Below are 24660 nucleotides of genomic sequence, written 5' to 3'. Positions count from 1 at the left end.
TTAAATAAGGGGTAAGCTTCGCTCACCCCAAACCCCGAAACATATAAATTCTTATATGTTTAAATAAGGGGTAAGCTTCGCTCACCCCAAACCCCGAAACATATAAATTCTTATATGTTAAATAAGGGGTAAGCTTCGCTCACCCCAAACCCCGAAACATATAAATTCTTATATGTTAAATAAGGGGTAAGCTTCGCTCACCCCAAACCCCGAAACATATAAATTCTTATATGTTAAATAAGGGGTAAGCTTCGCTCACCCCAAACCCCGAAACATATAAATTCTTATATGTTAAATAAGGGGTAAGCTTCGCTCACCCCAAACCCCGAAACATATAAATTCTTATATGTTAAAAAAACATGACTCTTATCGAGTCATGTTCGTCTATCATTGCTATTTGGATACGGGATGTAAGTGTGCTAGACAATTGTACAATTGCAGCTCCCAGCCTGTTTCTTGGCGCATCAGGATGGTTAGCGACGTATTTTGCAGGAAATCTTCACTGTCCATCTGCAGCACACGCAGGATTTGGACAATGAAGCCGCCATGAGAAATCAGCAGAATTTTCTTATTCGGATACTCCTGTATGATTTCTTTCTCAAGTTCTATCCAACGAGCCCATAGATCATCATCCGACTCCTGACCTAGTGCCTGCCGCTTCCAGTCTGGGCCCCAGCGCTCTTCCCGCTCCGCGACCGTAGTTCCTTCTGCCTGCCCATACATGCGCTCTCTGAGCCTTTTATCCGTCCTGATAAAGGGAATTCCCGACAGCTCCGAAACGATGAGTCCCGTTTCTCTGGCCCTTGTCAGATCGCTGCTAATAATGCCATCCCATTGTTCTTCAGCAAGTCTTAGTCCTAAGAGCTTTGCTTGTTCTTTCCCTTCTTCAGTTAAATCCGTGTCCAATTGTCCCTGCAGCTTGCCCATTCGATTCCATTCTGTGCTTCCGTGTCGGATAAATCCAATTGTTGTCATCGTAGTGCCCCCCATTGCCCTCTAAAATGAAAAATGCTCCTTCCGGAGCATTATGTTTTCGTACGTGATAACCAATTCATAATAATAATCGTAGCAATCAGCCCTAGAAGCGAAACCACTAGCAAATAATGTGGATAGGAATAAATTGGTCCTACGTGGAACCGCAGTGGTTCCATGAAACTCGGATTCAAACTAGCTACTGCATCCTTTATTTTGTGACCATTCATTGACTCAGTATTCGTTGACTTCAATGCTTGCGGTGCTTGCAGATCGAATAAGGAGTTATCTGCAGAAGCAACCGTAGATTGCGGCGTACCTTCATAGACCACCGCAAACAAGAAACTAAAAACAAATAAAGCTATACAAAACGCAATGACCGCCGTGAGATTCCTGCGCAATTTGTAAGAGATTGCATACATGCGTTCCGTTACAGGCAACCGCCAAGACTCGTTTTCGTAGATGCGATTCATTACCATGTTGGAAACCTTCGATTCATAGTCAGGCAGTTCACTGTCGATTGCGGCTGTGCGTATGAGCATTGTACTTTCTTCCCATATCTGAAATTCCTCCGCACACTCTGCGCAAGTCGCAATATGCTGATCTACCGCGACACGTCTCAGGTCATCATTCGGCAGATCCCAATAGACTCCAAATAACTCCTGGATTTCACTACACTTCATCGCGCTTTCATCCCTTCGATTCTTCGAATATCGGTTCACTGAAATAGGGATCTAGCTGCAACTTGACGGAGGCTCTTGCTCGAAATAAAAGAGACTTCACCGAACTTACAGTTTGACCTAGTATATTTGCGATTTCCTGATAATCCATCTGATCGTACTCTCTTAATATCAAAGCTGATCGCTGTTTCTCTGGCAAGCTGTTAATCGCATCGCGAACCATCGTTACTTTCTCGTTGCGCAGCATCGCTTGCTCCGGCATCGCATCAAAGGATGCATGCGGCGTAAGCCCGCTTTGCTCCAACGAGACTTGAACACTTTTATTTTTGCGCAGCTCACTCAGGACCGTGTTCCGGGCAATTGTGTACAACCATGTTGAAAAGGATGCCTCAATTTCTCGGAATGAATGCAAACTGCGGTACGCTTTATAAAATGTTTCATTGCACAGATCTTCAGCAATTGCTTCCATCTGTGTACTTTTGAGCATATGAAAGATAAATGCAAGGATTTTACGCTCGTAACGACGCATAAGTTCATTATAAAGTTGAACATTTCCATCCTTGATTTCTCTGATCAATTGGGAATCGGTCATTACGTGGCGACCCTCCTAGCGGATCCAAGTGCCACTCCAACTGCTCATACATGTTTGTACTGCAGCAGGAGTGAAAAGTTGCGGTTATTTGTAAAAATTTTATGAATACAAAAATAATTAGACTATGCCTTATAAACTCTTCTGGGTCGAATCCCAAATTCCTGCTCGGTTCGACAAATTGTTGGATAAAGTTCATATTCACCGTCTGTCGAATCTAAACAACAGCGCGTCTTTCCCATTATATTATAAAATCCCAATATTATGGTACATTTGAGCAAAAAAAAAAAACCGCCAAATTGGCGGCTGCACTTATGGTGCGATTATCGGATAGGAGTGGAGAGAAACCATACTGTACTTTTATTATATGTATACGGTTTCATTTTGTCAACGTTTTTTTGAAAACGTTTACCTGCATTTTAATTTTTATTTAAACCCGGCATTTCGTGCCTATTGGCTTGTTTGATGAGATTGTTGATGGAATGTGGTCGGATATACGGACTGCCTGCATTTATCCTCGGGATTTGCATCGGATCTGTCCGATTTGTCGCGACGCCTGCCTTTGTTGTAAAAGCAAACCTCACTCCGGCTTCCTGCAGCAGGGACATGGTTTGATCATCATAGCTTCCAAATGGATAAGCATAGGAATCAACCGCTTGGGATCCGCCTATATCCTTGAGTTTAGTCAGGCATTTTCGGGTGTCGCTCAAAATCCTATTTCTAAACTCGCTATCGGTTTCTATCACGCCGTTCGTCGTCACCTTGTTTGTCAATAACGGTTTTCCGTCTTTCATGGCATGCAATTGATCGGAGTGAGCTTGGAAATCAATGCCTGCGAACTCTTTGCGCATCTGTTTGATTTCTTCCCTTGACATGGAGGGCAGCAGCGTCCCCTTCGGACTGTCGAGACCGCTTGTTATGACGAAATTAACAGCAGGAATGCCCATTTTCTTCAGAATAGGAAATGCTTTTGTATAAAAGCTTTCATATCCGTCGTCAAAAGTAACTAACACGGCATTATCAGGCACTTCGGCCCCTTTGGATAAAAACCGCTTAAACTGGTCCATGGTAATGAATTGATAGCCTTGTCTTCGCATTGCACCTAATTGCTTTTCGAATAATTTCGACGAAATGGTGACAGCTCCCTCCGTTTGGTCATCGATGTGGTGGTAAACCAGAACAGCTACTTCGTTCGTAAACATGACTTTGTTCGCACTTACGAAAGAAGGAAAAAAATTAACAAAAATAAGTACGCCAATCAAAAGACTTTTCCACATCATCCATAACTTCATCCAATTCGCCCCACAGTTAGAATGTAAAATAAAAATAATATGTGCAACAACAGATGTCATTATAGCATGAAGCCCTTTTTTTGAATATCCAGTTGACATAATAAAAAAAGAAGCTGGATTTCCCTCCCCGTTGGTTTGCACAGGAAGAAAATTCACAGCTTGCTTAATCGTTTTGACAGCTTACACATGGACGGCATATTGTTGTCCCAGCAGTGCAGAAGCGCGATCTGCATCTTCTTGATTGCGGAACGAAAGACGCAGAATACCGGGAACATCTTCTCGGCTTTCAATAATCTGAATGTTGCTCAAATTAATCCGGGCATTCCCCAGCAGCGTCGTGATTTGCCCAATAATGCCTGGGTGATCGGGAATATCCACATAGATATCGAATAAGGATGTTATCATGCCTTTTCTGCGCTCAGGCAGCTGGCTTCTGAACTCACCTGCCAAACGGAACTGCTCGACAATGCCATCTCCGTCTCCGGATTCAAGAAGCTTCACGAATTGTTCAATCTCCAGGTTCCAATCTTTCAAAAGCTTGAGCAGCACTTCTCGATTGTTAATCAGAATATCCCGCCAAATCATCGGCTCACTGGATGCGATTCGAGTAATATCTCTGAATCCTCCGGCGGCCAGATTCTGGTACAAGGGATTGCTTGTGTTGTAGCCTCTGACTTGATTAACTAGAGCAACTGCAATGATATGCGGTAAATGACTGATTGCACCTACGATATCATCGTGCTCGCGCGCCTCAACTTGGACAATTTGAGCCTTTGTCGTTTTCAACAGCTCCGTCAGTCGATCAACTTCAGCTTGAGGAGTTCCTTCAGCCGGCGTCAACACATAGAAGGCATTCTCAAAGAGATGAGAAGAAGCTGCTTCTACGCCATGACGCTCTGAGCCAGCCATCGGGTGACCGCCAATAAAGTAGACGCCTTCCTTCACGATCTTAGCCGAGCTTTCTGTAACGGAGGCTTTGGTACTGCCAACATCCGTAATGATACAACCACGCTTAAGCGGAAGTTGTACCAGCTGCTGAACATAATCCTCCAGCATCCCCACAGGCACGCATAGAAAAATATAATCAGCATCTGCTACGGCCTCAGCCATACTTGTTGTCCCTATAACGACGACACCACGCTTAAGCAATTTCTCAACCGACTTCGGGTTCGGTGAATGACCGACGACGGTAAACTCTGGTTTTCCTTTATAGCATAGGGCAAGTGATCCACCGATTAGCCCGACGCCGAATATCGCAATTTTTGTCATGAAATCAACCTTTATAATATGAATTAGGCTTGAACAGCCACTTCAGCTAGAACTTCCTTCAGGGCTGCAATGAATTTCTCATTCTGTTCGCGTGAACCGATGGTTACCCGTATCGACGTTGGGAATCCAAGCATATGTCCTCCGCGAATAATAATGCCTCTGCGCAGCAGTCCATTGAATACATCTGCCGCAGGACGTCCGACATTAACCATAATAAAGTTGCCATGCGCTGGGAAAGCATGCAGATCCAACTGAGCAAATTGCTCGTTCAAATATTGCAAACCCGCTGTATTGGCTTCTCGGCAGCTTGTGATGAAATCTTGGTCTTTGACAGCCGCAAGAGCCGCTGCTTGCGCGAATCTCGAGGTATTAAACGGTTCACGCACTTGGTTAATGGATCGAATCACATCGGGATGCCCGATTCCATAGCCCACACGAAGTGAAGCCAAGCCATAAATTTTGGAGAAAGTCCGTAAGGCAATTACATTGCGATACTGACCAATGAGCTCAATGCTATTCGGGAATTGTCCCGTCGTATTGTATTCACAGTAGGCTTCATCCAAAACCACTAAGACGTGAGCCGGAACCTTTGCAAGAAACGCTTTGATTTCTGCATCAGTATTCATGGTTCCCGTCGGGTTATTCGGGTTGCAGATCCATACAATCTTCGTTTTGTCCGTTATGGCAGCCAACATGCCGTCAAGATCATGAGTACCATCAATCAATGGAACCTCGATGGATACCGCGCCTTCAATCTCACAGTTGTGTTTGTACTGCGGGAATGTATGGGAAGCCATAACCGTCTCGTCGCCTTGAACAAGGAAAGCCCTTGCCAGCATCAAGATCACTTCATCGGATCCCGCGCCAAAAATCAATTGATTCGTAGCCACTCCCAGAGATTGCGCGACAGCTTCAGACAACTGGACAGCCCCGCCATCCGGGTACAGGCTGATATTGGCTATTTCTGCCTCTAGGGCTGCTTTCACATTGGGTGATGAACCAAAAGGGTTTTCATTGGAAGCTAGTTTGATCACTTCTGTTAAGCCAAGTTCTCTTTTCACTTCTTCAATCGGTTTGCCTGGTTGGTAAACAGGTAGATGTACAATCGTTTGTTTCGGTTTCACCGGTAAGTCACCTCGTCAATTAGTTGTCCGAACCCTTTAATTTTCCCACAAAGTTGCGAATTTGCAAGAGCCCCTCGGGGTGTGCAGCATCGTTCTCGAAATGGGTCAAAGCATCCTCAATTGTACGTACAATCGCACTTCCTACAACAACGCCATCACAGAGCTTCTCAAAGCGCTGAACTTGCTCGCGGTTCGATATGCCAAAGCCAACTACAATCGGCACTTGAGCAGCTTCTCTAACGGTCGCTAGGAAATCTTCAATGCCTCCAAAAAATTCTGCGCGCTCGCCTGTAACACCCAGGGATGACACACAGTAAACGAAGCCGCGAGCACCCGCTGCGATTCGTTTCACGCGTTCATTCGAGGTTGGTGCAACAAGCGGAATCAAGTGAACGCCATGAGCCTCAGCAATGGCTCTGGTTTCGCTGTCTTCTTCCAGCGGAAGATCCGGAATAATAATGCCGCTGATTTCATTCTCTTGCATCGTTTGGAAAATACGTTCAAGCCCGATTTGCAAAACCGGATTATAGTAAGTAAACAAAATGAAAGGCAGCTTTGAACCTCGGCTTCTGGCTTTGCGAGCAACTTCAATCACATCGAAGATAGAAATTTTGCGTTTCAATGCCCGTTCAGACGAACGTTGAATAACGGGACCATCCGCAAGCGGATCCGAGTAAGGCACGCCCAACTCGATGAGATCAGCGCCAGCCCGCTCCATCTCTAGAATGAGCTCCAGCGAAGCTTCCAAAGATGGGTCTCCAATCGTCAAGAAAGGAATCATAGCCGTTTCCCCGCGTTCCTTGAGCTCGGCAAATCGTTGATCAATACGGTTCATCGTCTAGTCCCTCCCTTTGTCGAGATAGCTCATAATGGATTCTACATCCTTATCGCCGCGTCCAGACAGACTCACGATAATGATTTCATCCTTCGACATGGTAGGAGCAAGCTTAAGTGTCTGGGCAATCGCATGAGCACTTTCCAAGGCCGGGATAATGCCCTCCGTGCGGCTCAGCAGCTGAAGAGCATCTAAAGCTTCCTGATCGGAAATGGGATAATAGGTCGCGCGCTCTATGTCCTTCAAATAGGAATGCTCAGGACCGATGCCGGGATAGTCTAAGCCAGCGGAGATCGAGTGAGCCGGAAGCACTTGGCCGTACTCATCTTGCAGCAAATAACTGAGTGACCCCTGGAATACGCCTGGCGTGCCTTTAGTCATCGTTGCAGCATGCTCTTCGGTATGAATACCGCGGCCGGCCGCTTCCACACCGATCAATTTGACCGATTCATCCTGGACAAACGGGTAGAAGATCCCCATCGCATTGCTGCCACCGCCTACACAAGCCACGACAGCATCAGGCAATCGGCCTTCTGTTTCAAGAATCTGTTCACGAGACTCATCGCCAATGACACGTTGAAAATCTCGCACCATCATTGGATAGGGATGAGGTCCTGTTACTGAACCCAAGATATAGTAAGTGTCCTGAACATTGCTAACCCAGTAACGCAGCGTCTCGTTACACGCGTCTTTCAACGTACGTGTTCCCGATGTAACAGGGATAACTTCAGAACCTAGCAGCTTCATACGGAAAACATTCAGCTGTTGACGTTTCGTGTCTTCCTCGCCCATGAATACTTTACACTCGAAGCCCATTAGCGCTGCAACAGTAGCAGAAGCAACGCCGTGCTGTCCTGCGCCGGTCTCGGCAATAATTTTCTTCTTGCCCATTCGTTTCGCGAGAACCGCTTGTCCGATGGTGTTATTGATTTTATGCGCGCCTGTATGGTTCAAATCTTCTCTTTTCAGATAAATTTTAGCTCCGCCTAATAATTCGGTTAGACGTTCCGCGTAATACAGAGGCGTAGGACGGCCTGAATATTGCTTTTGCAAATAACGGATCTCGGCAATGAATTCAGGGTCATCTTTGTATTGGTTATAAGCTTCTTCAAGCTCACTAAGTGCATTCATCAATGTTTCCGGTACATAACGGCCGCCGAACTTGCCGAATCTGCCGTGCTGGTCAGGTACTTGCGTCACTTTCGAGTCACCCTTTCCACAAATGCGGTAATTTTCGCAATATCTTTCACGCCTTCTGTCTCAACACCGCTGGACACATCCACACCATCGGGTTGATAGGCTGTCACTAATTCATTCACGTTATCAGGCTGCAGACCGCCTGCTACCAGCAGTTGTACACCAGCGGAGCGAGCCCACTCTTGGTACACAGGAATGCAGTCCCAAGCAAACGTCTTGCCTGAACCGCCGCCATAGACCGGATCAAACGTATCCAGAAGTACGGCATCTACAGTCCCTTTGTAAGGGTCAAGCTGGGCGCTGACTTCATCAAGTGAAGGCACCTTATGATCTGATTTGGAAATTGACACTGACTTAAACACTTTCACCTGAAAATTCTCACGCACAAAGCGGCAGAATTCCGGTGTCTCCTTACTATGCAATTGAACAACATCCAAAGGAGCCACAGCCAGAATTTGCTTCAATTGCTCTTCAGTCGGGTTGACAAAAACACCTACGGTCAACGGGACCGAAATGCCGTTCTTCTCCTCCGATTTCAGGAAAGCAACCAGCTCGCCTGCCTTATCCGGCGTTACTTGTCGCTTGCTTGGAGCAAAAACAAAGCCGATATGATCTATCGGCAAATGCACGATTGATTTTAACACTTCAACGCTTTGAAGTCCACAAATTTTTACCGTAGGAGCCGTCTTTGCAGCCATTCCATTCGCCTCTTTCTACTGCAGGTTGTCGTTTAAATGCGTGCGCCCATCAGATCATGAACAGCCTGTTCAACGCTCGGTTGACGCATGAAATGTTCGCCGATCAGTACGGCTTTCGAGCCGATTTGCTGTAAATAAGCCATATCCTGTATGGATGAAATGCCGCTTTCACTAACAACTGTTTTACCAGCAGGAATGTATTGTATCAATTCCTCCGTCGTCCGCAGGTCCGTAACGAAAGTCTTCAGGTTGCGATTATTCACGCCAATGAGTTGCGTATCCAATTCGAGAGCACGCTCCAGCTCTTCACGATCGTGTACTTCAACTAGCGCGTCAAGTCCCAGATCACTGGCCAATTGCAAATACTGTTTCATTTGTTCCGTAGTCAATATAGCCGCAATCAGCAGGATCGCATCGGCACCCAGCAAACGGGCTTCATAAATTTGTTTCGGATCAATGGTGAAATCCTTCCGCAATAGCGGCACATTTACCGCGCCGCGGACAGCTTGCAAGTAAGCATTGCTCCCTTGGAAGTACTGCACATCCGTTAGGACAGAAATACAATCGGCACCCGCTTGCTCATACGATTTGGCCAAAAGAACTGGATCAAAATCTTCTCGAATCAATCCTTTGGAAGGAGAAGCCTTCTTCACCTCTGCAATAAGGCCCATAGCCCGTTTATTGCGCACTGTCAACGCTTGTTCAAAGCCTAGGCAAGGAGGAAGCTCAGCGATGAGCTTCTCTGCCTCCTTGATCGAAAAATGGCTCATCGCTTCCACTTCGGCTAATTTCGTAGCTACAATTTTATCAAGAAACATGGCATAGTTCTCCTGTATATTGGATTAAATCATTCAACTTCTGTTCGGCGCGTCCCGAATCAATCACATCCGCCGCCAGCTTCACACCTTGCTGCATCGTGCCAACATGCCCTGTTACGTAGAAGCACGCGGCTGCATTAGCCAAAACGATGTCGCGATGTGGCCCTTTTTCACCGGCAAAAATATGACGAATGATCTCTGCATTCAGCAGGGCATCTCCGCCCGCTACATCTTTGATGCTGTGTGCCCGCAATCCCAGATCATCTGGAGTTATGGTGTAGGTCGTAATCGTGTCCGATTTCAATTCCGTCACTTTGGTTGGTGCCGAAATACTGAATTCGTCCAAACCGTCCTCGCTCGCTACAACGAGTGCGCGTTTCAAGCCTAGCGCTTGCAAAGCTTGCGCAATCAGCTCTGTCTTCGTCCTGTCAAACACGCCCAGCACTTGACGGTCTGCTCCTGCTGGATTCGTTAACGGACCCAACAAGTTGAATACAGTGCGAAACCCTAATTCACGCCGCGGCGCAGCTACATGCTTCATCGATTGATGATACGTTTGGGCAAACATGAAGCAAATCCCCGTTCTATCCAAGCATTTGGCTGCTTGCTCCCCGCTTAGCGTTATCTTCACGCCAAGAGCTTCCAGCACATCAGCGCTGCCGCTTTTGCTCGACATCGCCCGGTTCCCATGCTTCGCTACCCGAATGCCGCCCGCAGAGGCGACGATCGCCGCGGTTGTAGAGATGTTGAAGGTTTCCGCACCATCTCCGCCTGTTCCGCACGTATCCAGCAGATCGCTTTGCAGCACATTGACTTGCATCGCCTTGCTGCGCATCGTTTCCGCGAAACCCGTAATTTCTTCCAGCGTTTCGCCTTTAATTCGAAGTCCCGTCAATAAACTTCCGATTTGTGCGGGTGTAGCCGCGCCTTCCATGATTTCGGACATCACGCTGCGTGCTTCCTCACGGGACAGATGGCCTCCGCTAATTACTTTGCCAATCGCTTGCTGTATATGAATAAGTCCACTCATGACTCTAATCCTCCTATGCGTCTACTCCCTTAAGAGCTAACAAAGTAATCTTTGTTAATATCACTAATCGGTCTTGGTTCCGGGCTGAACATGGCCTCAGCCATTCGGATAGATTTCAGCAAGGCTGTCGCTTTATTGATCGTTTCCTGATACTCGCTTTCAGGTACGGAGTCCCACACAATGCCAGCTCCTGCTTGAACGTAAGCCTTGCCTTTTTTGAAAACAATCGTGCGAATGGTTATGCAAGTATCCATATTCCCTGAAAAACCAAGGTAACCAATCGCTCCCGCATAAGATCCGCGAGATTCCGGCTCCAATTCAGCAATAATTTCCATAGCTCTCAGCTTCGGGGCGCCAGACACCGTTCCAGCAGGCATACAGGAGAGGAACGCATCGAAGAAGTCTTTATCTTTGGCAATCTTCCCCGTTACGTTAGAAACAATGTGCATGACATGAGAATAACGTTCGACCTCCATGAACGTATCGCATTTCACAGTCCCAAATTCCGCTACTTTCCCGATATCGTTGCGTCCTAAGTCAACCAGCATTAAATGTTCAGCGCGCTCTTTCTCATCGGCCAGAAGCTCTTTCTCCAGCGCCAAGTCCTCTTCAGGCGTTTTCCCTCTTGGTCTTGTGCCTGCGATAGGACGCGTCTCCACTTTCTCCTCCTCCACTCGCACCAAGAGTTCAGGAGATGTTCCGACAACGACTTCATCGTCCATTTTGAGCACATACATATATGGCGAAGGATTCATTGTACGCAGCACGCGATAAACCTGAAGAGGAGACACCGTAGTTTCCATCTCGAATCGTTGAGACAATACAACTTGGAATATATCGCCGGCGCGAATGTATTCTTTGGCTTTATTCACATTGGCAATGTACTTTTCCTTCGTAATGTTGGAGCGAATCTCACCAAGTTCAGGCTCGGATACGATCGGATTGTGCGTCATCGTTTCTGAACCAAGCGGACGCTTGATTTTCTCAATGGTCGCATCAATTTTGGCGCACGTCGCTTGGTAAGCTTTGACGATATCAGCATCTGTTGCAAATGGGGGGACATGCACATTGGCAATCACTTTAATTTGCTGTTTGAAATGGTCGAAAGCAATGACTTGATCACAGAACATAAACTGGATATCGTTCATTTGCAAATCATCAATTTGATGGGCAGACAGCTTTTCGTAGTATTGCAATAAATCATAGCCGAAAAATCCAACAGCACCGCCAGTAAATCGAGGCAAATCGGCTAGTTGAGGACTGGAGTACGTACGAAGATAAGCTTTCAGTACTTCAATTGGCTTCTCATCCAACACCTTATTCTCCGTTTGCGTTTCCACCATCGTTTTTCCATGTTTGGCCTTAATCATTAAGAAAGGATCGCTGCCGATGAAGGAATAGCGCGCCCATTTCACGCCACCCTCTACACTTTCCAGCAGAAAGGCGCGCGGCTCTTGATAGAGATGTTGAAATACACGTATAGGTGTTTCAGTATCTGCTAATAAATGACGCACAACAGGAATGAGATTATAATCTTTGGCCAAACGAATCACTTCTTGAATTTCAGGTGTATACATGGAAACATCCCCTCTCAGCTTGCGAGCATCTCGTCAGTGCGGTGCTCAAAACTCTATTATGAATACAAAAAAACCTCTACAGGAGTAGAGGTTGACTTTAGTTACAGTAGAAGATCAAGACGAATACGAAAAAAGAAGCCATAGTTATGTATGAAGAAATAGACGGCTCCCTAAGAGTCGTACCTTCCATACACCAACCTATGTTGCCTTTTCTCAGCTCATCTGCACTCAGCTCTACTCGACTAAACTCTGCTCTACTTGCCTAAACTCATCTAATTCCACTATACTACCGGGTTGCTTCATTTGTCAATTTAACAATATCAGGTCTTAACGCTTTCGCTTCCTTCAAATAAACATGATTGATTTCGGCTTGGGTTTTGGTTGTGTTGACCTGAACCATTAATCGAATGCATTTGGGAAGTGAATTTTCTACCGGCACTTCCAAAGAACACATAAGCGGCACAAGCTCCCAGCCAGCCAAGGCGCGAATCGCACGCGCTGGGAAGGTAGCAGTAATATCCTCAGTCACTGTAATGAATACGGAACATATATCTTCCGGATGAAAATCATTTGCTTCTACGATCGCCCGAAGCAAATCCTCGGTTGCGGTTAAAATTTCTTCTGCCTCATTGTGCGCAACGGTCGTTGCACCACGAATTCCCCTTAAGAACATTGGCTAACTCTCCTCTTTTAGAAGCTCAACAATTTGTCTGACTTGATCCTCAGTAACATCCTTGCGGATTTCCACTTTGCCGATCTCCGTCGGAATGATGTAAACCATCGTGCCTTCTTTGAATTTCTTATCATGCATCATTGCACTCATAATACTATCCGTATCCAAATGAGCCGGGATCTGGACAGGCAAACCAAATTTCACGAACAAGCCTTTGGTGACTTCATGGATCTCTTCGGCATAGCCAAACTGCTGAGCAAGTTTAGCTGCTCCTACCATTCCAATCGCAATGGCTTCTCCATGCAGCAGCTCGCCGTAACCGGCAACTGCTTCCAACGCATGTCCGATCGTATGTCCGAGATTCAGAATCGCTCGAAGATCATTCTCTCGCTCATCTTGAGAAACAACGATCGCCTTGACTTGGCAACCTATATAAAGCGCATAGCTAAGCGCTTCTGGATCAAGAGCCAGCAGCTTAGCTGCGTTGTCGTCGCACCACTGCGTGAATGCGGCGTCCCAGATCAAGCCGTGCTTGATCACTTCAGAGAGGCCCGCCTTCACCTGGCGGGGCGGCAATGTCAACAGCAGCTCGATATCGAAGAGAACGAACTCAGGCTGGTGAAACGCTCCGATGATGTTCTTCGCCATCGGATGGTTGACCGCTACCTTGCCGCCGACAGAGCTGTCGTGGGCAAGGATGGTCGTCGGGATCTGCACGAAGCGGACCCCGCGCATGAAGCTCGCCGCCGCGAAGCCGGCGAGATCGCCGACCACGCCTCCTCCGAGGGCCACGATCGCAGAGCTGCGATCAAGGCCCGCCTGGAGGGCGGCTGAGACGATTCCCTCGAGCTGCGCGAGGGACTTGGATGTTTCGCCTGCGGGGACGACGCAGGCTGTAACGGCGTAGCCGCCTTCACGGAGCAGCGTCAAGACGCGCTCCAGATGCAGTGGCGCTACCTCTTCGTCCGTGACGATGAGCAGCGGCGACTTGCGGCTGAGCTTCGCACGGTCGAAATATTCCGTAATTTGGTTCAGAATCCCTTGACCGATATAAATAGGATAAGACCGATCGCCAAGCTCTACTGTGAGCTCTCTCATATTAGTAGCTCTCCACTTGCGCTAGGAAGTTGTTCAAATTCGCGCGGATTTCTTCGATGGAATCGCCGCCGAATTTATCCAAGAACGCATTCGCCACTTCCCAAGCAATCACATTTTCCATAATGACGCCTGCCGCTGGCACTGCGCAAGTATCGGAGCGTTCTACTTGAGCTGTGAATACTTCTTTCGTGTCAATATCCACGCTTTGCAGCGGTTTGTATAAAGTAGAAATAGGTTTCATGACACCGCGCACGATAATTTGCTCGCCTGTAGTCATACCGCCTTCGAAGCCGCCAGCGCGGTTCGTTCTGCGGCTGAAGCCATTTTCCTGTGTGTACAGGATCTCATCATGCACATTGGAGCCTCTGCGCTCCGCTGCTTCAAAACCAATCCCAAATTCAACGCCCTTGAACGCTTGAATAGAAAGGACTGCTTGTGCGATTTTGCCATCGAGCTTGCGATCCCACTGAACATGACTGCCCAGCCCTACCGGCACGCCTTCAATGATGACTTCAACAATACCGCCCAGCGTGTCGCCATCTTCTTTGGCAGCATCGATAGCCGCGATCATTTGAGCTTCCGCTTCTTTATCTACGACGCGTACAGGTGATTCTTCCGTAATACGGATAAGCTCATCAACTGGCAGCTCTTGACGTTTCACTTCTACATCGCCAATTCGGATCACTTGTCCAGCTACTTTAATGCCGAACTCAGCAAGCAATTGACGTGCAACTGCTCCTGTCGCAACGCGCATCGTCGTTTCACGCGCACTGGAACGCTCGAGAATATTGCGCAGATCCTTTTGATTATATTTCAGACCGCCGTTTAAATCCGCATGTCCTGGACGGGGGCGATTCACACGACGTTTGCCTTCGTTGTCCTCTTCTACGGGTTCAATCCCCATAACCGTTGTCCAATGTTTCCAATCATTATTAACGACAACAAGCGCAATCGGAGCTCCCGTTGTTTTGCCATGGCGCACACCGCCCGCAATTGTCGCAGTATCCTTCTCAATCTGCATCCGACGACCACGACCGTAACCCTTCTGACGTCTATGTAGTTGAAAGTTAAGATCTTCAAAGTTCAAGGTTACATTGCTTGGAAACCCTTCAATTATCGCAGTGAGCTGCGGTCCGTGCGTTTCTCCTGCTGTTAAATATCTCACAATCCGTTACCCCCTAAAGTATGGCGAATCAATACTGGCTTCGATAACATTCGCTGATTCATTTATGATTTTCGTATGTATGTCCTGTCGAACACTTTAGCGCTTTGACGCGCGATTACCTTTTGTCATTATAGTATAGGTACTGTGGTTTGGCAACAGCGTTAACGCAAAAAACACGCCTCGCGACAAGGAAAAAACCCTTTAGCGTAAGCGTGTCAACATCTGATCAGGAGCAAATATTATCCGAGCATTGGCTGCTTCTGGATAACTCTCGGTAATTCGGCCATCTGTGGATCATTCATCAATCCCATAATCTGTGACGAGTCGACACCCAAAATTTGCGCACATTCCTGAATAGAAATCATTCCCCTGCGATAAGCGGTGATTACCTTGCGTTTGTCCATAAGAGCCCCCTAGGAGTTTCTGCTTAAACCAAGACAGATACCGTAAACTTTACTGACGTTGCCGTAATCAATCATGACTGCATCCGTATAAGCTTAGACTTAGTTACTCTTAGTATTGGAAGATATGGAAGATCTTATACACCCTTCTTGCGATAAAAGAACGTATCTGCCGGTTCCAAGTCATATTGCGACGGAGAAAAAATTTGCTCTGTCGAGCCAACGAACAGCAAACCGCCCGGTTTCAAGGCTTTCGAAAACTTTTGATACAAAACATGCTTGGCTTCTTCTGTGAAGTAAATGATGACATTCCGGCAAACGATGAGATCGAATCCGGTGTCAAAGGTATCGACCAGCAGATTCTGCTTCTGAAATTTAATCGTCTTCTTCAGATCATCTGTAATATAGTGCATCAACTGATCTTGACGGAAATATTTCTTCACATATTTCTCCGGCACATCTCTTAAAGAACGCTCCAGATAGACACCTTTGCGCGCCTTGTCCAACGCCCCATCGTCGATATCCGTCGCAAGCAAATGAACTTCGTTCAATGCGCCCTGCTCGGCCAAGATCATGGCTAGTGTATATGGTTCTTCGCCTGTTGAGCACGCAGCGCTCCATACTTTCAAGCGACGGTTTTTCTTCAGCATATCGGGAACAAACTTTTGCTCAACCAACTCCCAGCGATTCGGATTCCGCCAAAACTCGGAGACATTGATCGTCATGCGGTCTAAGAATTCATAAAACAGTTCTTTATTTTTCATCATTGCATCAAAGAAAGCAACGAATGTATCGTATCCGCGTTTCATCCGCAAAGTGGTTAACCGTCTTTTCATTTGAGCTTCTTTATACAAAGCAAGATCAATGGACGTGTGCTCTTTCACTTTTTTTATAAACAATAAAAAATCTTGATCTTCCATGTTGTCCACCTACCCTGACATATTCTCATTGATACATTCTGTAGGTTACCGTTAGAATCCTTCATAAAACGACAAAAAAAAGAACCTGCATCCAAAAAGATGGCAGATTCTTAGTCCATTGCTCCAATTAGATCCATTGTTGAACCACTTTGCTGTATGTGATCAGCTCGTCCGCTTGAAAGAAATTGCCGATTTCGCGTTCAGCGCTTTCCGGTGAGTCCGATCCATGAATCAAATTAAAATTCGTATGAACCGCGTAGTCCCCACGAATCGTCCCTGGAGCAGCTTCTAGTGAATTGGTCTTGCCGATCAATGTACGCGATAAAGGAATCACTTGATCCCCTTGCCATACCATGGCGAATACAGGTCCCGATGTAATGAAGTTCACTAGTCTTTCATAGAAGTCTTTACCTTCATGCTCGGCATAATGAAACTCTGCTTGCGCTCTCGTTACCATCGTCAGCTTGCCGCCGATTAATTGAAAGCCCTTCTGTTCGAATCGTTTTACGATTTCACCGATGAGACCGCGCTGCACGCCATCAGGCTTAACCATCAAAAATGTTTTTTCCATGTCAGGACTTCCTCCTTTGAGTTTTCGTCAGGAATTGATATCGTAAGCATTTACTCAGTAAGGTTTAAGCTATGTAGTAAGCATTAGTTTACACTTTTTGGCAGCATTTCTCAAATGGTCCTTAGTACGAACGATTTCCGAAAAAATGTGCGATTTCAGTCAGGTCTTTCTTGGCTTGTGTTTGAGGCAGCGAATCAAGGGCAGCAATGGCCTTGTCAATGTATTTCTGGGAAAGCGCCTCCGCTTGGTCGATCCCTTTGCTGGACCGAATTGCATCTAGAAAACGGCTGACGTCCGTTTGTCCGTCTAATTGATGTATACGCTCTAATTCGGATAAAATAAATGGCTTTAATGCAGGATCCTGCATGGCGAGCAGCACAGGAATCGTAATATTGCCCTGTTTCACATCACTGCCGGGCGGCTTGCCGATTTGTTTCTCGGTTCCAATCAAATCAAGGATGTCATCTCGAATTTGAAAAGCCATTCCAGCATTGTAGCCAAAGGAATACAGCTTGTTGCAAATCCAGTCAGGCGCATCTGACGCTATAGCCCCCAGTTGACAAGAAATCGCGATAAGCAAAGCCGTTTTACGTCTGATTCTCAGCAAGTAATCTCGGATGGATTGTTCGGAATGAAAAAAGAAGCGAATTTGCTCCATTTCTCCAATTGACATCTCGACGATCGCTTTGGACATGATCTGATGGACAGCCGGCTTGGGGATTTGCGTGATGACCCCAAGTGCTTTGGCGAAAATGTAATCCCCTGTGAACATCGCAATGCGATTGTCCCATTTGGAACGGACCGTCAATTGGCCACGCCTAGTATTGGCATCATCAATGACATCGTCATGAACGAGCGAGGCCATATGAATTAACTCCAAGGGAACAGCCACCCTTTTCATCGTCTGCAGCTGATAATTGCCGAATTCACCAGAGAGAAGTACGAAAACAGGGCGTATTCGCTTGCCCCCTGCTTTCAGCAAATGCATAGACGTTTCTCTCAGCATCGAATGATCGGTATACACGCTTTCTTCGAGCTCTTTTTCAATCGCTGCTATATCTTTTTTCTTTCTTGTATAGATATCCATTAAATTTTTCATTCAGTCACCCGTGCCACTTTATTCTCTGACCATAAAGCGATGCTAACTGGCTTCGGCAGGAAACCAAGCTCATAGCAGTACTTGTAATACAGAGCAAGTCCATCCCATTGTTCCGGTCCAAAATCATAGCATAATGTATGAAAATAATGATGCCAATAATCCGATGTGCCCCCTACAGCATCTTGCGCCTCTTGCATCATTTCCAGCGGATCGTTGTGTGCTTTCGCTTTGCTTGCCATAAACGCATTGAACGCCTCCGCCACCAGCTCGGGGTACTGCTCTGCTGTTTCTTTGCGAATGGCCCAGACGGCGAAGGACATCCATTGTCCAGTCCATTTGGCCCATTCTTGCCCAAGATCCGTAATCATATACGTTTTATTGCGCCAGTTCTCTTTGATGGCATCGTCACCGATTAATAAAGCCGCATCTGCCCGTTCCATCATTTGAGCAATATTCGGCTGTGCGTATTCGTAGGTTGGTTTTCCATTATAAAACTTTTCGAGAATAATTTTAAGTAAGTTGACGGATGTTGCCGAGGTGGTTGGCAAGACGATGTGCCCATTTGCTATTTCGCGCAGCGGCTTTTCATGAAAGAGCAGAATGGAGTTTACTTCTCCATAAGCGCTAACGGAGAGATCGGGATATAACAAATACTGCTCAAACGATTCTCCGTAAGCAAAGGAGGATATCGGCCCCATATCGATGCTGCCAGCTTTCATCGCTTGATTCAGTGAAGTTGGGACTTGTTCAATAATTTCTACCTCGCTGCTGTTCATCAGTTCAGGAAAGTAGTAATAAATGGGCCAAACGTTCGTATAATTAATTCGGCCTATGCGTATTTTAGGGTCTTGGCTGCTCATGATTATCTCCCCATCTTCGGTACAAGGAATGCTCAATCTCCATGCTATCCAGCACTTTACCCACCAAAAAATCGACCATCTCCTCAATGGAGTTCGGACGATTATAGAAGGCCGGCATCGCCGGAAGCATGCGTACCCCCATTCTGGATAAAGTCAGCATGTTCTCCAAATGTATGGCATGCAATGGGGTTTCCCTTGGAACCAGAATTAATTTTCTTCCTTCTTTGAGCATAACATCTGCCGTTCGCTCCATTAAATTATCGGACGAACCATGTGCGATGCCGGACAAAGTACCCATAGAACAGGGGATGACTACCATCCCTTTGGTGCGAAAGGAGCCACTTGCAACCGTAGCTCCAATATCGGCAATCGGATGAAACACATAGGAGCCTGCTCGGCCGCCAAAATGCGCTTGCAGCATCTCTTGGCGTTTGCTTGCTTGCCAATCCAGTTCATCATGCAGAACTCTCCAGCCAGCCTCTGTAATTATCAAGTGTACATCTAAGCCTTGATCCAGCAGCACTTGAACGAGTCGCACACCATAGATTGCACCACTCGCCCCTGTTAGCCCGACTACCCAATTCCCGTTCATGAATGCTGCCTCACAAGCACATCAATCAAAGTGAAAGCAAACATGACCAAGCTCAAAATTCCATTCATCGTGAAGAATGCAGTATTCAATTTGGACAAATCCTGTGGAGAAACAAGACGGTGTTCTTTGTACAAAATCACATAAGCAATGACGAGACCGATTAAATAAAACCAGCTCAAATGTGTGATGAAAAATAAAGCGACAAGTCCTACAGCAGTGAGCACATGCAAGATACGAGCTGTATTTAGAGCAGCTTTGATGCCAAACCGACTCGGCAAGGAATGCAAGCCTTCTTTTCGATCAAATTCTGCATCCTGGCAGGCATAGATCAAATCAAACCCTGAGCTCCAGCATACGACCGTCAAGTAGAAAATGAGCGAAGACCACGTGAAATGGCCTGTTACAGCGATCCAGCCCCCAAGCGGGGCTAAGCCTAGCGTTAAGCCTAATACAAAGTGGCATGTCCATGTAAACCTTTTGGTATATGAGTAAAAGACAAGAAAAAACACTGCAATCGGTAGCAGTTTCATGGACAAAGCGCTTAAATTGGATGTTGCCCAAAACAGTAAGGCGAAGGAAATAATAATGTAAATAATGACCTGCGGGATCGAAATGAGTCCTGCTGGAATGGCACGATTCTCTGTGCGTGGATTGCGTTTATCAATTGCCTTATCAATAACACGATTCAACGCCATCGCGGCGGTTCTCGCTCCTACCATCGCCAGAGTGATCCAGCCAATCTGCGCCCAGCTGGGCAGATGACCATTTAACACAACAGATCCCAGAATAGCTCCCATGAAAGCAAACGGCAAAGCAAAAACACTGTGTTCGAATTTAATCATTTCCAGAAAAATTTTAAGTTTAGTAAACATATGCTGATTACACTCCTGATTTCGTTTTCCCCTTGGTGCCTAAATGTAATGCGGCAACTCCACCTGTTAATGGGTAAGCTTGTACTTGTTCCAAACCTTGCTTTTGAAAAATGACAGCCAATTGCTTATGGTCCGGAAAATGAACTAGTGATTCCGGCAGCCACTTGTATTGCTCGTATTTCTTAACGATAAGTTTTCCCAAAAAGGGCAACACACGCTGAAAATAAAAATAATAGATAGACTTGAAAGGCTGCCAAGTTGGCTTAGACAGCTCTAAAGACACAACTAGCCCTCCTGGCTTCACGACACGCTGCATTTCACGAATGACCTGCTCCAGATCAGGGACATTTCGCAGCGCGAACCCGATGGTAGCGAAATCAAATGTGTTGTCGTCAAACGGAAGACTCATCGCATTGCCGCGAATTAGTTGTATCTGCTGGTCCAAGTGAAGCTTCTTAATTTTCTCTGCGCCATAATCGAGCATGTTCTGACTAAAATCCAATCCAACCATTTTGCCATTGCCGCTTGCTTGAGCTAAGCTGATGGTCCAATCACAAGTCCCGCAGCATATATCGATGGCCGTATCTCCCGGTTGAACATTCATCTTCTTCATCGTGAATTTCCGCCATGCTTTATGCCTGCGAAAGCTCAATATGCTGTTCATCAAATCATACTTGGGGGCAATGCTCTCAAAGACGGAATGCACAAATTCTTCTTTGCTTTTCTTCGGCTTGCCCGTTGCTTTTGTCATACTCATCTGTTCTGTCACCTCATATTTCTTCCATCACTTTGGATGGCTTCGCTAAAAATCGAAGAAATGGCTCACCTATGTGAAACAGTTCACTTATTAGTTTGTCCGAGTCCAGCTGCTGCACGATCGCCTGCAGTTGCTTCGTATGCGTATCAAGCATCTGATAAAGCTGAGACTTGATATTATACTTATGTAAAAGCGTGCGAACTTTGGTTTGGTCTGATTCCTCTGCGTGAAGCTGCTTCCGTTCTTCTTTGGTTCCATGCTGTAGAATGTGCCAGAAAGCCCAACTTCCTCTGAAACTGGCAATCGCTTCAATGTGAAAAATTTCTTCAAAAATGATTTCGCATTGGGCAAAGCTTCTCAGAATGTCCGGCCAATCTTGTTCATACGTGTCAGACATGAGGTCCGAGAAAGACAAAAAAAGCTGAGATTTAATTTCCACAGTCTGGTGGAGGTAATCTTCTGCTGTTAATTTCAATTGTTTCATTTTGATATACAAGTTCATCTTCAGACGATTGACTTCACAAATAGCTTCGGATAGCTGCTTAATGATTTCAATTTGACCCGCCTGAGCCAACAGATGGTAGAAACGGGAGCTGAAGTAGTCTCCTGCAAGAACCTTCAACTGTCTCGATCTAGCTGCTTTCTTTTCTTTGATGTCATTAGAAGCTATGACCATATCATGGGTGTCGAGTGCAAGCTGGACCAGCGATGTAGCTAAGGCAAACAATTCGCTTGAAGCGCTTAGCTTGCTGCTGCCATTCAAAAAAGCAAACAACAGACGTGTTCGAAGCTCCGGAAAATCGGGCAAGTCTGTGTGAATTTGAATCATATCATAATCTGTGTATTGCTTAGCGATCTCAGGGATCCGATAAGAATTCATGCAAAAGCCTCCGTAACCGTGTGCCAAATCTCTTTTGTCTTCTTCAATGCTTCAATTCAAGTCATTATATCATAACACGTAAATCGACGCACATTTAATTATAGCGGATATTTTTGCTGCCACTTCGAGGTGTAGGTCAGACGAAAGCGGTTCTGCAATTGCTGTTCCAGCTGAATCAGGCTTAATTCATTCGCGTTCTTCTCCATATCCTTCCCGTTTTCACGCTCCGCAACCATGGCGAGCACAAGCTGGGTAGAAGCGGAATCCTTTGTCCCCGAATAGTCGATAACGCGCACCCAGACTTGTTCCACATTTTTCGTTCGATTGATCATCGTTTGCGCAATGGTGTACAAGTCTCTGTAAACAGCTGCGGAATCTGCATTTTTCGGCAAGCTTAAATCAAGCGACATCCGAGAATTGCTCAGCTCCACTTTGCGAATTCGCAGTTGAAGCGGGACTTGAACCAGCAAGTCAACCAAATTGCTGTCCGTCAACTCGCCGGGCCGATTGCTTGACCAATTAACAGATGAGCTGAGACCGGCAGATCGATCCATTTTGGGAAGCAGCGATAAACAGACGACCATAGCAACTGATATTCCTATTGTCAAGACGATACGCATCGACCATTTCATGACCAAATCACCCCCAACACGATTCCAAGAGCATGCTGAAATTGCATAACCATTCGCATGTTACAAGCTCTATACATCATTGTACAAAGAAAAAAAGCAGGCTATGCCTGCTTTTACAAATTATTCTTCTGTATCAATCGTGCCATACTTCGTCATAATGATGGCTTTGCCTCGTACTTTGACTGCTGACGTGTGTTCGGTGAACTGGGCAATCATCACTTCACCCTTGTCCAATTTCTCCGTATGATGAAAGCGAGTATCTTGACCACGCGTTAATCCAATCACATGCACACCGTTATCTTTGGCTTTAATCACAAAATACTCATTGCCATTCGAGTTTGTTGGATTTGTTTTATTGTTCGGTTGTTCCACTTGTCATCCTCCGTTCCGTTCTTGCCTAAACTACTGATCCTTCTGTTATGATGCCAAAAAAAGCAGCCCAAAGTCAACTTGATTTAGACAGGCAGATGATTATCCGCTGTTTGCGTACCTTTTCGGTAAAAGCTTTTGAATTTGGCCGGCAGCATCCGATTGGAGCCGATTCGTATCAAGAAATCTGACAGCTTCACTGTTCCGTATGCAAACAACATCCCAGCGAAAACATCAATCAGCCAATGAATCTGCAAATACAAAGTTGAGAAAATGATGGAAGCGCAGTACGTCACCATCATCGTTTTGAAAATACGATCCTTCTCTCGCAATGCCAGAAGCAGCATCGCAAATGAAATCGAGGTATGCATACTTGGAAAACAGTTCATGACCGCTACCAAAAGTGAATTCTGGTCTGTAAACACCCGATGCAATAAATCCGGCTGCTTGTTCACGTACCAAACTTCGTGCAGCAGAATTAAGTTGTAAAAAGGCAAAATGAGCGGGAATTGAAGCATATGACCGGATAATGCGTAGGAGAGCATTTTCTTGATGCTGCGTGTCCAGAAGCTTCTTACAAGACAGATCCATAACGAAAGGACGAAGCCGTAATTATAAATCCACACCATCGCTTTATCCAGAAAAGGCGTGGCAATCCATCTCGCCCAACCTCCCGTATTCAGCGGTATTGCGTTCATGTAATCATCCCAGTGCCACGGGTGTCGATTGTTCTCAAACATCCAATTGGCGATTTTCCACCAGAAGCCGTTTCCCGAACCGTAAAAGTAATAAAAAACACCAAGGAGTGGAATACCAAAGAGAAAGAAGCGTCTCCAATCCACATCAATCTGATCCTTGCGAACACCCAATAAGCAAATTAACAATAGAATCCAGCATTCTTTCGTCCAATTCCCTACCACACCTATTCGCCAAACTAAATAAATAGATGCAATAATGCCGAACATCGTCCAATCTTGCGATTTCACGAGCTCGTTTAATTTCAACTTATTCAAGACCGTTCCCCCTACAATGATCTAAGCAGTGTTATCTCTTTCTCGGAACAAGCCTCTTCACGAGAAAAAGACATCGCTTCTTCGATGTCTTTTTCTTAATCGGAGTAACACGATTCGAACGTGCGACCTCACCCACCCCAAGGGTGCGCGCTACCAGGCTGCGCCATACCCCGTTTGTAGCTGTAAAACTTATTCACTTTTGTAATTATAGTAGGAGAATTTGGAATTGTAAAGGCATTTTCTATCGTCAATAAAGAAAGCCGCGACAGCGATTAGCGGTCACGGCTTTGTTGTTATATAACGTTCAATAGTATGTAAAACGCAAATTATTGAATGCCATCTTTAAGTGCTTTACCAGGTTTGAAAGCTGGAATTTTGCTTGCTGGAATTTCGATTTCGTCACCAGTTTGTGGATTGCGTCCTTTACGAGCAGAACGTTCACGAACTTCAAAGTTACCGAATCCAACCAGTTGTACTTTATCTCCGCCTTGCAGCGCTTCGGAAATTGCATCAAACACAGCGTCAACTGCTTTCGTTGCATCTTTCTTGGAAAGCTCAGAGGTTTCAGCAACCTTGTTAATCAATTCAGATTTATTCATGCCATTCACCTCCCCCCAAGATTTCTCACTTCCGTTACTTCCTGTTTTCACCGTTTCCTCAGAAAATATACATTATCC

General features: G+C 46.0%; 28 protein-coding genes and 1 tRNA gene. All 29 read right to left on the bottom strand.

The window, feature by feature from the left end; genetic code table 11:
• Positions 1–393: 393 nt before the first annotated feature.
• The gene (locus tag BC351_RS05375) at positions 394–975 is read right to left on the bottom strand and encodes a histidine phosphatase family protein (protein ID WP_079409679.1); all 582 of its coding nucleotides are present in this window, start codon (positions 973–975) and stop codon (positions 394–396) included.
• 50 nt (positions 976–1025) lie between these two features.
• Positions 1026–1655, bottom strand: coding sequence for an anti-sigma factor family protein (locus BC351_RS05370; protein WP_079409678.1), 630 nt, complete (start codon positions 1653–1655; stop codon positions 1026–1028).
• 7 nt (positions 1656–1662) lie between these two features.
• The gene (locus BC351_RS05365; protein WP_079409677.1) at positions 1663–2244 is read right to left on the bottom strand and encodes an RNA polymerase sigma factor; all 582 of its coding nucleotides are present in this window, start codon (positions 2242–2244) and stop codon (positions 1663–1665) included.
• Between the two features lie 416 nt (positions 2245–2660).
• Complete coding sequence (locus BC351_RS05360; protein WP_158081984.1) at positions 2661–3533, bottom strand: polysaccharide deacetylase family protein; 873 nt, start codon at positions 3531–3533, stop codon at positions 2661–2663.
• Between the two features lie 180 nt (positions 3534–3713).
• Positions 3714–4802 carry a prephenate dehydrogenase gene (locus BC351_RS05355; protein WP_079409675.1) on the bottom strand — a complete coding sequence of 363 codons (1089 nt, stop codon included), beginning with the start codon at positions 4800–4802 and terminating at the stop codon, positions 3714–3716.
• 23 nt (positions 4803–4825) lie between these two features.
• Positions 4826–5926 carry a histidinol-phosphate transaminase gene (gene hisC, locus BC351_RS05350; protein WP_079409674.1) on the bottom strand — a complete coding sequence of 367 codons (1101 nt, stop codon included), beginning with the start codon at positions 5924–5926 and terminating at the stop codon, positions 4826–4828.
• 19 nt (positions 5927–5945) lie between these two features.
• A complete protein-coding gene (gene trpA / locus BC351_RS05345; protein ID WP_079409673.1) occupies positions 5946–6761 on the bottom strand; it encodes a tryptophan synthase subunit alpha in 816 nt (271 codons plus the stop codon).
• Between the two features lie 3 nt (positions 6762–6764).
• Positions 6765–7961, bottom strand: coding sequence for a tryptophan synthase subunit beta (gene trpB / locus BC351_RS05340; RefSeq protein ID WP_079409672.1), 1197 nt, complete (start codon positions 7959–7961; stop codon positions 6765–6767).
• Positions 7958–8656 carry a phosphoribosylanthranilate isomerase gene (locus tag BC351_RS05335; RefSeq protein WP_079409671.1) on the bottom strand — a complete coding sequence of 233 codons (699 nt, stop codon included), beginning with the start codon at positions 8654–8656 and terminating at the stop codon, positions 7958–7960. Before BC351_RS05335 ends, trpB begins: the two co-directional genes overlap by 4 nt.
• Before the next feature lie 32 nt (positions 8657–8688).
• On the bottom strand, positions 8689–9474 hold the full coding sequence (trpC, locus tag BC351_RS05330) for an indole-3-glycerol phosphate synthase TrpC (protein WP_079409670.1): 786 nt from the start codon (positions 9472–9474) through the stop codon (positions 8689–8691).
• Complete coding sequence (gene trpD / locus BC351_RS05325) at positions 9464–10504, bottom strand: anthranilate phosphoribosyltransferase (protein ID WP_079409669.1); 1041 nt, start codon at positions 10502–10504, stop codon at positions 9464–9466. Before trpD ends, trpC begins: the two co-directional genes overlap by 11 nt.
• A gap of 29 nt (positions 10505–10533) precedes the next feature.
• Positions 10534–12081, bottom strand: a complete 1548-nt coding sequence (gene trpE, locus BC351_RS05320; protein WP_079409668.1) for an anthranilate synthase component I — start codon at positions 12079–12081, stop codon at positions 10534–10536.
• A gap of 286 nt (positions 12082–12367) precedes the next feature.
• A complete protein-coding gene (gene aroH / locus BC351_RS05315) occupies positions 12368–12754 on the bottom strand; it encodes a chorismate mutase (RefSeq protein ID WP_079409667.1) in 387 nt (128 codons plus the stop codon).
• Positions 12755–12757: 3 nt separating this feature from the next.
• Positions 12758–13852: a 3-dehydroquinate synthase gene (aroB, locus tag BC351_RS05310; RefSeq protein ID WP_079409666.1), complete on the bottom strand. Its 1095-nt coding sequence runs from the start codon at positions 13850–13852 to the stop codon at positions 12758–12760.
• 1 nt (position 13853) lies between these two features.
• The gene (gene aroC, locus BC351_RS05305; RefSeq protein WP_079409665.1) at positions 13854–15017 is read right to left on the bottom strand and encodes a chorismate synthase; all 1164 of its coding nucleotides are present in this window, start codon (positions 15015–15017) and stop codon (positions 13854–13856) included.
• Between the two features lie 239 nt (positions 15018–15256).
• Complete coding sequence (locus BC351_RS42670; protein ID WP_167388005.1) at positions 15257–15421, bottom strand: hypothetical protein; 165 nt, start codon at positions 15419–15421, stop codon at positions 15257–15259.
• A gap of 134 nt (positions 15422–15555) precedes the next feature.
• Positions 15556–16338: a CheR family methyltransferase gene (locus BC351_RS05300; protein ID WP_079409664.1), complete on the bottom strand. Its 783-nt coding sequence runs from the start codon at positions 16336–16338 to the stop codon at positions 15556–15558.
• Positions 16339–16465: 127 nt separating this feature from the next.
• On the bottom strand, positions 16466–16909 hold the full coding sequence (ndk, locus tag BC351_RS05295; protein ID WP_079409663.1) for a nucleoside-diphosphate kinase: 444 nt from the start codon (positions 16907–16909) through the stop codon (positions 16466–16468).
• Between the two features lie 121 nt (positions 16910–17030).
• Positions 17031–18008 (bottom strand): polyprenyl synthetase family protein, encoded by a 978-nt coding sequence (locus BC351_RS05290; protein ID WP_079409662.1) that lies wholly within the window; start codon positions 18006–18008, stop codon positions 17031–17033.
• Entirely contained in the window at positions 18005–18868 is an 864-nt protein-coding gene (locus BC351_RS05285) for a menaquinone biosynthesis protein (RefSeq protein WP_079409661.1), read from the bottom strand. The genes BC351_RS05290 and BC351_RS05285 overlap by 4 nt, the downstream gene beginning before the upstream one ends.
• Entirely contained in the window at positions 18849–19460 is a 612-nt protein-coding gene (locus BC351_RS05280) for a UbiX family flavin prenyltransferase (RefSeq protein WP_079409660.1), read from the bottom strand. Before BC351_RS05280 ends, BC351_RS05285 begins: the two co-directional genes overlap by 20 nt.
• Entirely contained in the window at positions 19457–20332 is an 876-nt protein-coding gene (locus tag BC351_RS05275) for a UbiA-like polyprenyltransferase (protein WP_079409659.1), read from the bottom strand. The genes BC351_RS05280 and BC351_RS05275 overlap by 4 nt, the downstream gene beginning before the upstream one ends.
• A gap of 7 nt (positions 20333–20339) precedes the next feature.
• Positions 20340–21089: a demethylmenaquinone methyltransferase gene (locus BC351_RS05270; RefSeq protein WP_144028276.1), complete on the bottom strand. Its 750-nt coding sequence runs from the start codon at positions 21087–21089 to the stop codon at positions 20340–20342.
• 13 nt (positions 21090–21102) lie between these two features.
• Positions 21103–21969, bottom strand: coding sequence for a heptaprenyl diphosphate synthase component 1 (locus BC351_RS05265; protein WP_079409658.1), 867 nt, complete (start codon positions 21967–21969; stop codon positions 21103–21105).
• A 98-nt stretch (positions 21970–22067) separates the two neighbouring features.
• A complete protein-coding gene (locus BC351_RS05260; protein WP_079409657.1) occupies positions 22068–22601 on the bottom strand; it encodes a hypothetical protein in 534 nt (177 codons plus the stop codon).
• Between the two features lie 120 nt (positions 22602–22721).
• Positions 22722–22973: a trp RNA-binding attenuation protein MtrB gene (mtrB, locus tag BC351_RS05255; RefSeq protein WP_079409656.1), complete on the bottom strand. Its 252-nt coding sequence runs from the start codon at positions 22971–22973 to the stop codon at positions 22722–22724.
• 83 nt (positions 22974–23056) lie between these two features.
• On the bottom strand, positions 23057–23983 hold the full coding sequence (locus BC351_RS05250; RefSeq protein WP_244208889.1) for a phosphatase PAP2 family protein: 927 nt from the start codon (positions 23981–23983) through the stop codon (positions 23057–23059).
• A 99-nt stretch (positions 23984–24082) separates the two neighbouring features.
• Positions 24083–24156, bottom strand: a tRNA-Pro gene (locus tag BC351_RS05245).
• A 153-nt stretch (positions 24157–24309) separates the two neighbouring features.
• On the bottom strand, positions 24310–24582 hold the full coding sequence (locus BC351_RS05240) for an HU family DNA-binding protein (protein WP_029193008.1): 273 nt from the start codon (positions 24580–24582) through the stop codon (positions 24310–24312).
• Between the last annotated feature and the right edge of the window lie 78 nt (positions 24583–24660).

Source organism: Paenibacillus ferrarius, assembly GCF_002027705.1.
In the GTDB taxonomy this organism is placed as follows: Bacteria; Bacillota; Bacilli; order Paenibacillales; family NBRC-103111; genus Paenibacillus_E; species Paenibacillus_E ferrarius.
This window is presented reverse-complemented; position numbering and strand designations above follow the sequence as displayed.

Excerpts from the sequence above, each read along its gene's own strand:
- trpA (WP_079409673.1), bottom strand. The coding sequence starts at position 6,761 with ATGAACCGTATTGATCAACGATTTGCCGAGCTCAAGGAACGCGGGGAA.
- BC351_RS05365 (WP_079409677.1), bottom strand. The coding sequence starts at position 2,244 with ATGACCGATTCCCAATTGATCAGAGAAATCAAGGATGGAAATGTTCAA.
- BC351_RS05375 (WP_079409679.1), bottom strand. The coding sequence starts at position 975 with ATGACAACAATTGGATTTATCCGACACGGAAGCACAGAATGGAATCGA.
- BC351_RS05285 (WP_079409661.1), bottom strand. The coding sequence starts at position 18,868 with ATGAGCAGCCAAGACCCTAAAATACGCATAGGCCGAATTAATTATACG.
- BC351_RS05335 (WP_079409671.1), bottom strand. The coding sequence starts at position 8,656 with ATGGCTGCAAAGACGGCTCCTACGGTAAAAATTTGTGGACTTCAAAGC.
- trpC (WP_079409670.1), bottom strand. The coding sequence starts at position 9,474 with ATGTTTCTTGATAAAATTGTAGCTACGAAATTAGCCGAAGTGGAAGCG.
- ndk (WP_079409663.1), bottom strand. The coding sequence starts at position 16,909 with ATGGAAAAAACATTTTTGATGGTTAAGCCTGATGGCGTGCAGCGCGGT.
- aroH (WP_079409667.1), bottom strand. The coding sequence starts at position 12,754 with ATGTTCTTAAGGGGAATTCGTGGTGCAACGACCGTTGCGCACAATGAG.
- BC351_RS05270 (WP_144028276.1), bottom strand. The coding sequence starts at position 21,089 with ATGAGTATGACAAAAGCAACGGGCAAGCCGAAGAAAAGCAAAGAAGAA.
- BC351_RS05360 (WP_158081984.1), bottom strand. The coding sequence starts at position 3,533 with ATGAAGTTATGGATGATGTGGAAAAGTCTTTTGATTGGCGTACTTATT.
- BC351_RS05300 (WP_079409664.1), bottom strand. The coding sequence starts at position 16,338 with ATGGAAGATCAAGATTTTTTATTGTTTATAAAAAAAGTGAAAGAGCAC.
- BC351_RS05290 (WP_079409662.1), bottom strand. The coding sequence starts at position 18,008 with ATGAAAAATTTAATGGATATCTATACAAGAAAGAAAAAAGATATAGCA.
- BC351_RS05265 (WP_079409658.1), bottom strand. The coding sequence starts at position 21,969 with ATGAATTCTTATCGGATCCCTGAGATCGCTAAGCAATACACAGATTAT.
- trpE (WP_079409668.1), bottom strand. The coding sequence starts at position 12,081 with ATGTATACACCTGAAATTCAAGAAGTGATTCGTTTGGCCAAAGATTAT.
- BC351_RS05275 (WP_079409659.1), bottom strand. The coding sequence starts at position 20,332 with ATGTTTACTAAACTTAAAATTTTTCTGGAAATGATTAAATTCGAACAC.
- BC351_RS05370 (WP_079409678.1), bottom strand. The coding sequence starts at position 1,655 with ATGAAGTGTAGTGAAATCCAGGAGTTATTTGGAGTCTATTGGGATCTG.
- trpD (WP_079409669.1), bottom strand. The coding sequence starts at position 10,504 with ATGAGTGGACTTATTCATATACAGCAAGCGATTGGCAAAGTAATTAGC.
- aroB (WP_079409666.1), bottom strand. The coding sequence starts at position 13,852 with ATGAGAGAGCTCACAGTAGAGCTTGGCGATCGGTCTTATCCTATTTAT.
- BC351_RS05240 (WP_029193008.1), bottom strand. The coding sequence starts at position 24,582 with ATGAATAAATCTGAATTGATTAACAAGGTTGCTGAAACCTCTGAGCTT.
- BC351_RS42670 (WP_167388005.1), bottom strand. The coding sequence starts at position 15,421 with ATGGACAAACGCAAGGTAATCACCGCTTATCGCAGGGGAATGATTTCT.
- BC351_RS05280 (WP_079409660.1), bottom strand. The coding sequence starts at position 19,460 with ATGAACGGGAATTGGGTAGTCGGGCTAACAGGGGCGAGTGGTGCAATC.
- BC351_RS05260 (WP_079409657.1), bottom strand. The coding sequence starts at position 22,601 with ATGAAATGGTCGATGCGTATCGTCTTGACAATAGGAATATCAGTTGCT.
- BC351_RS05355 (WP_079409675.1), bottom strand. The coding sequence starts at position 4,802 with ATGACAAAAATTGCGATATTCGGCGTCGGGCTAATCGGTGGATCACTT.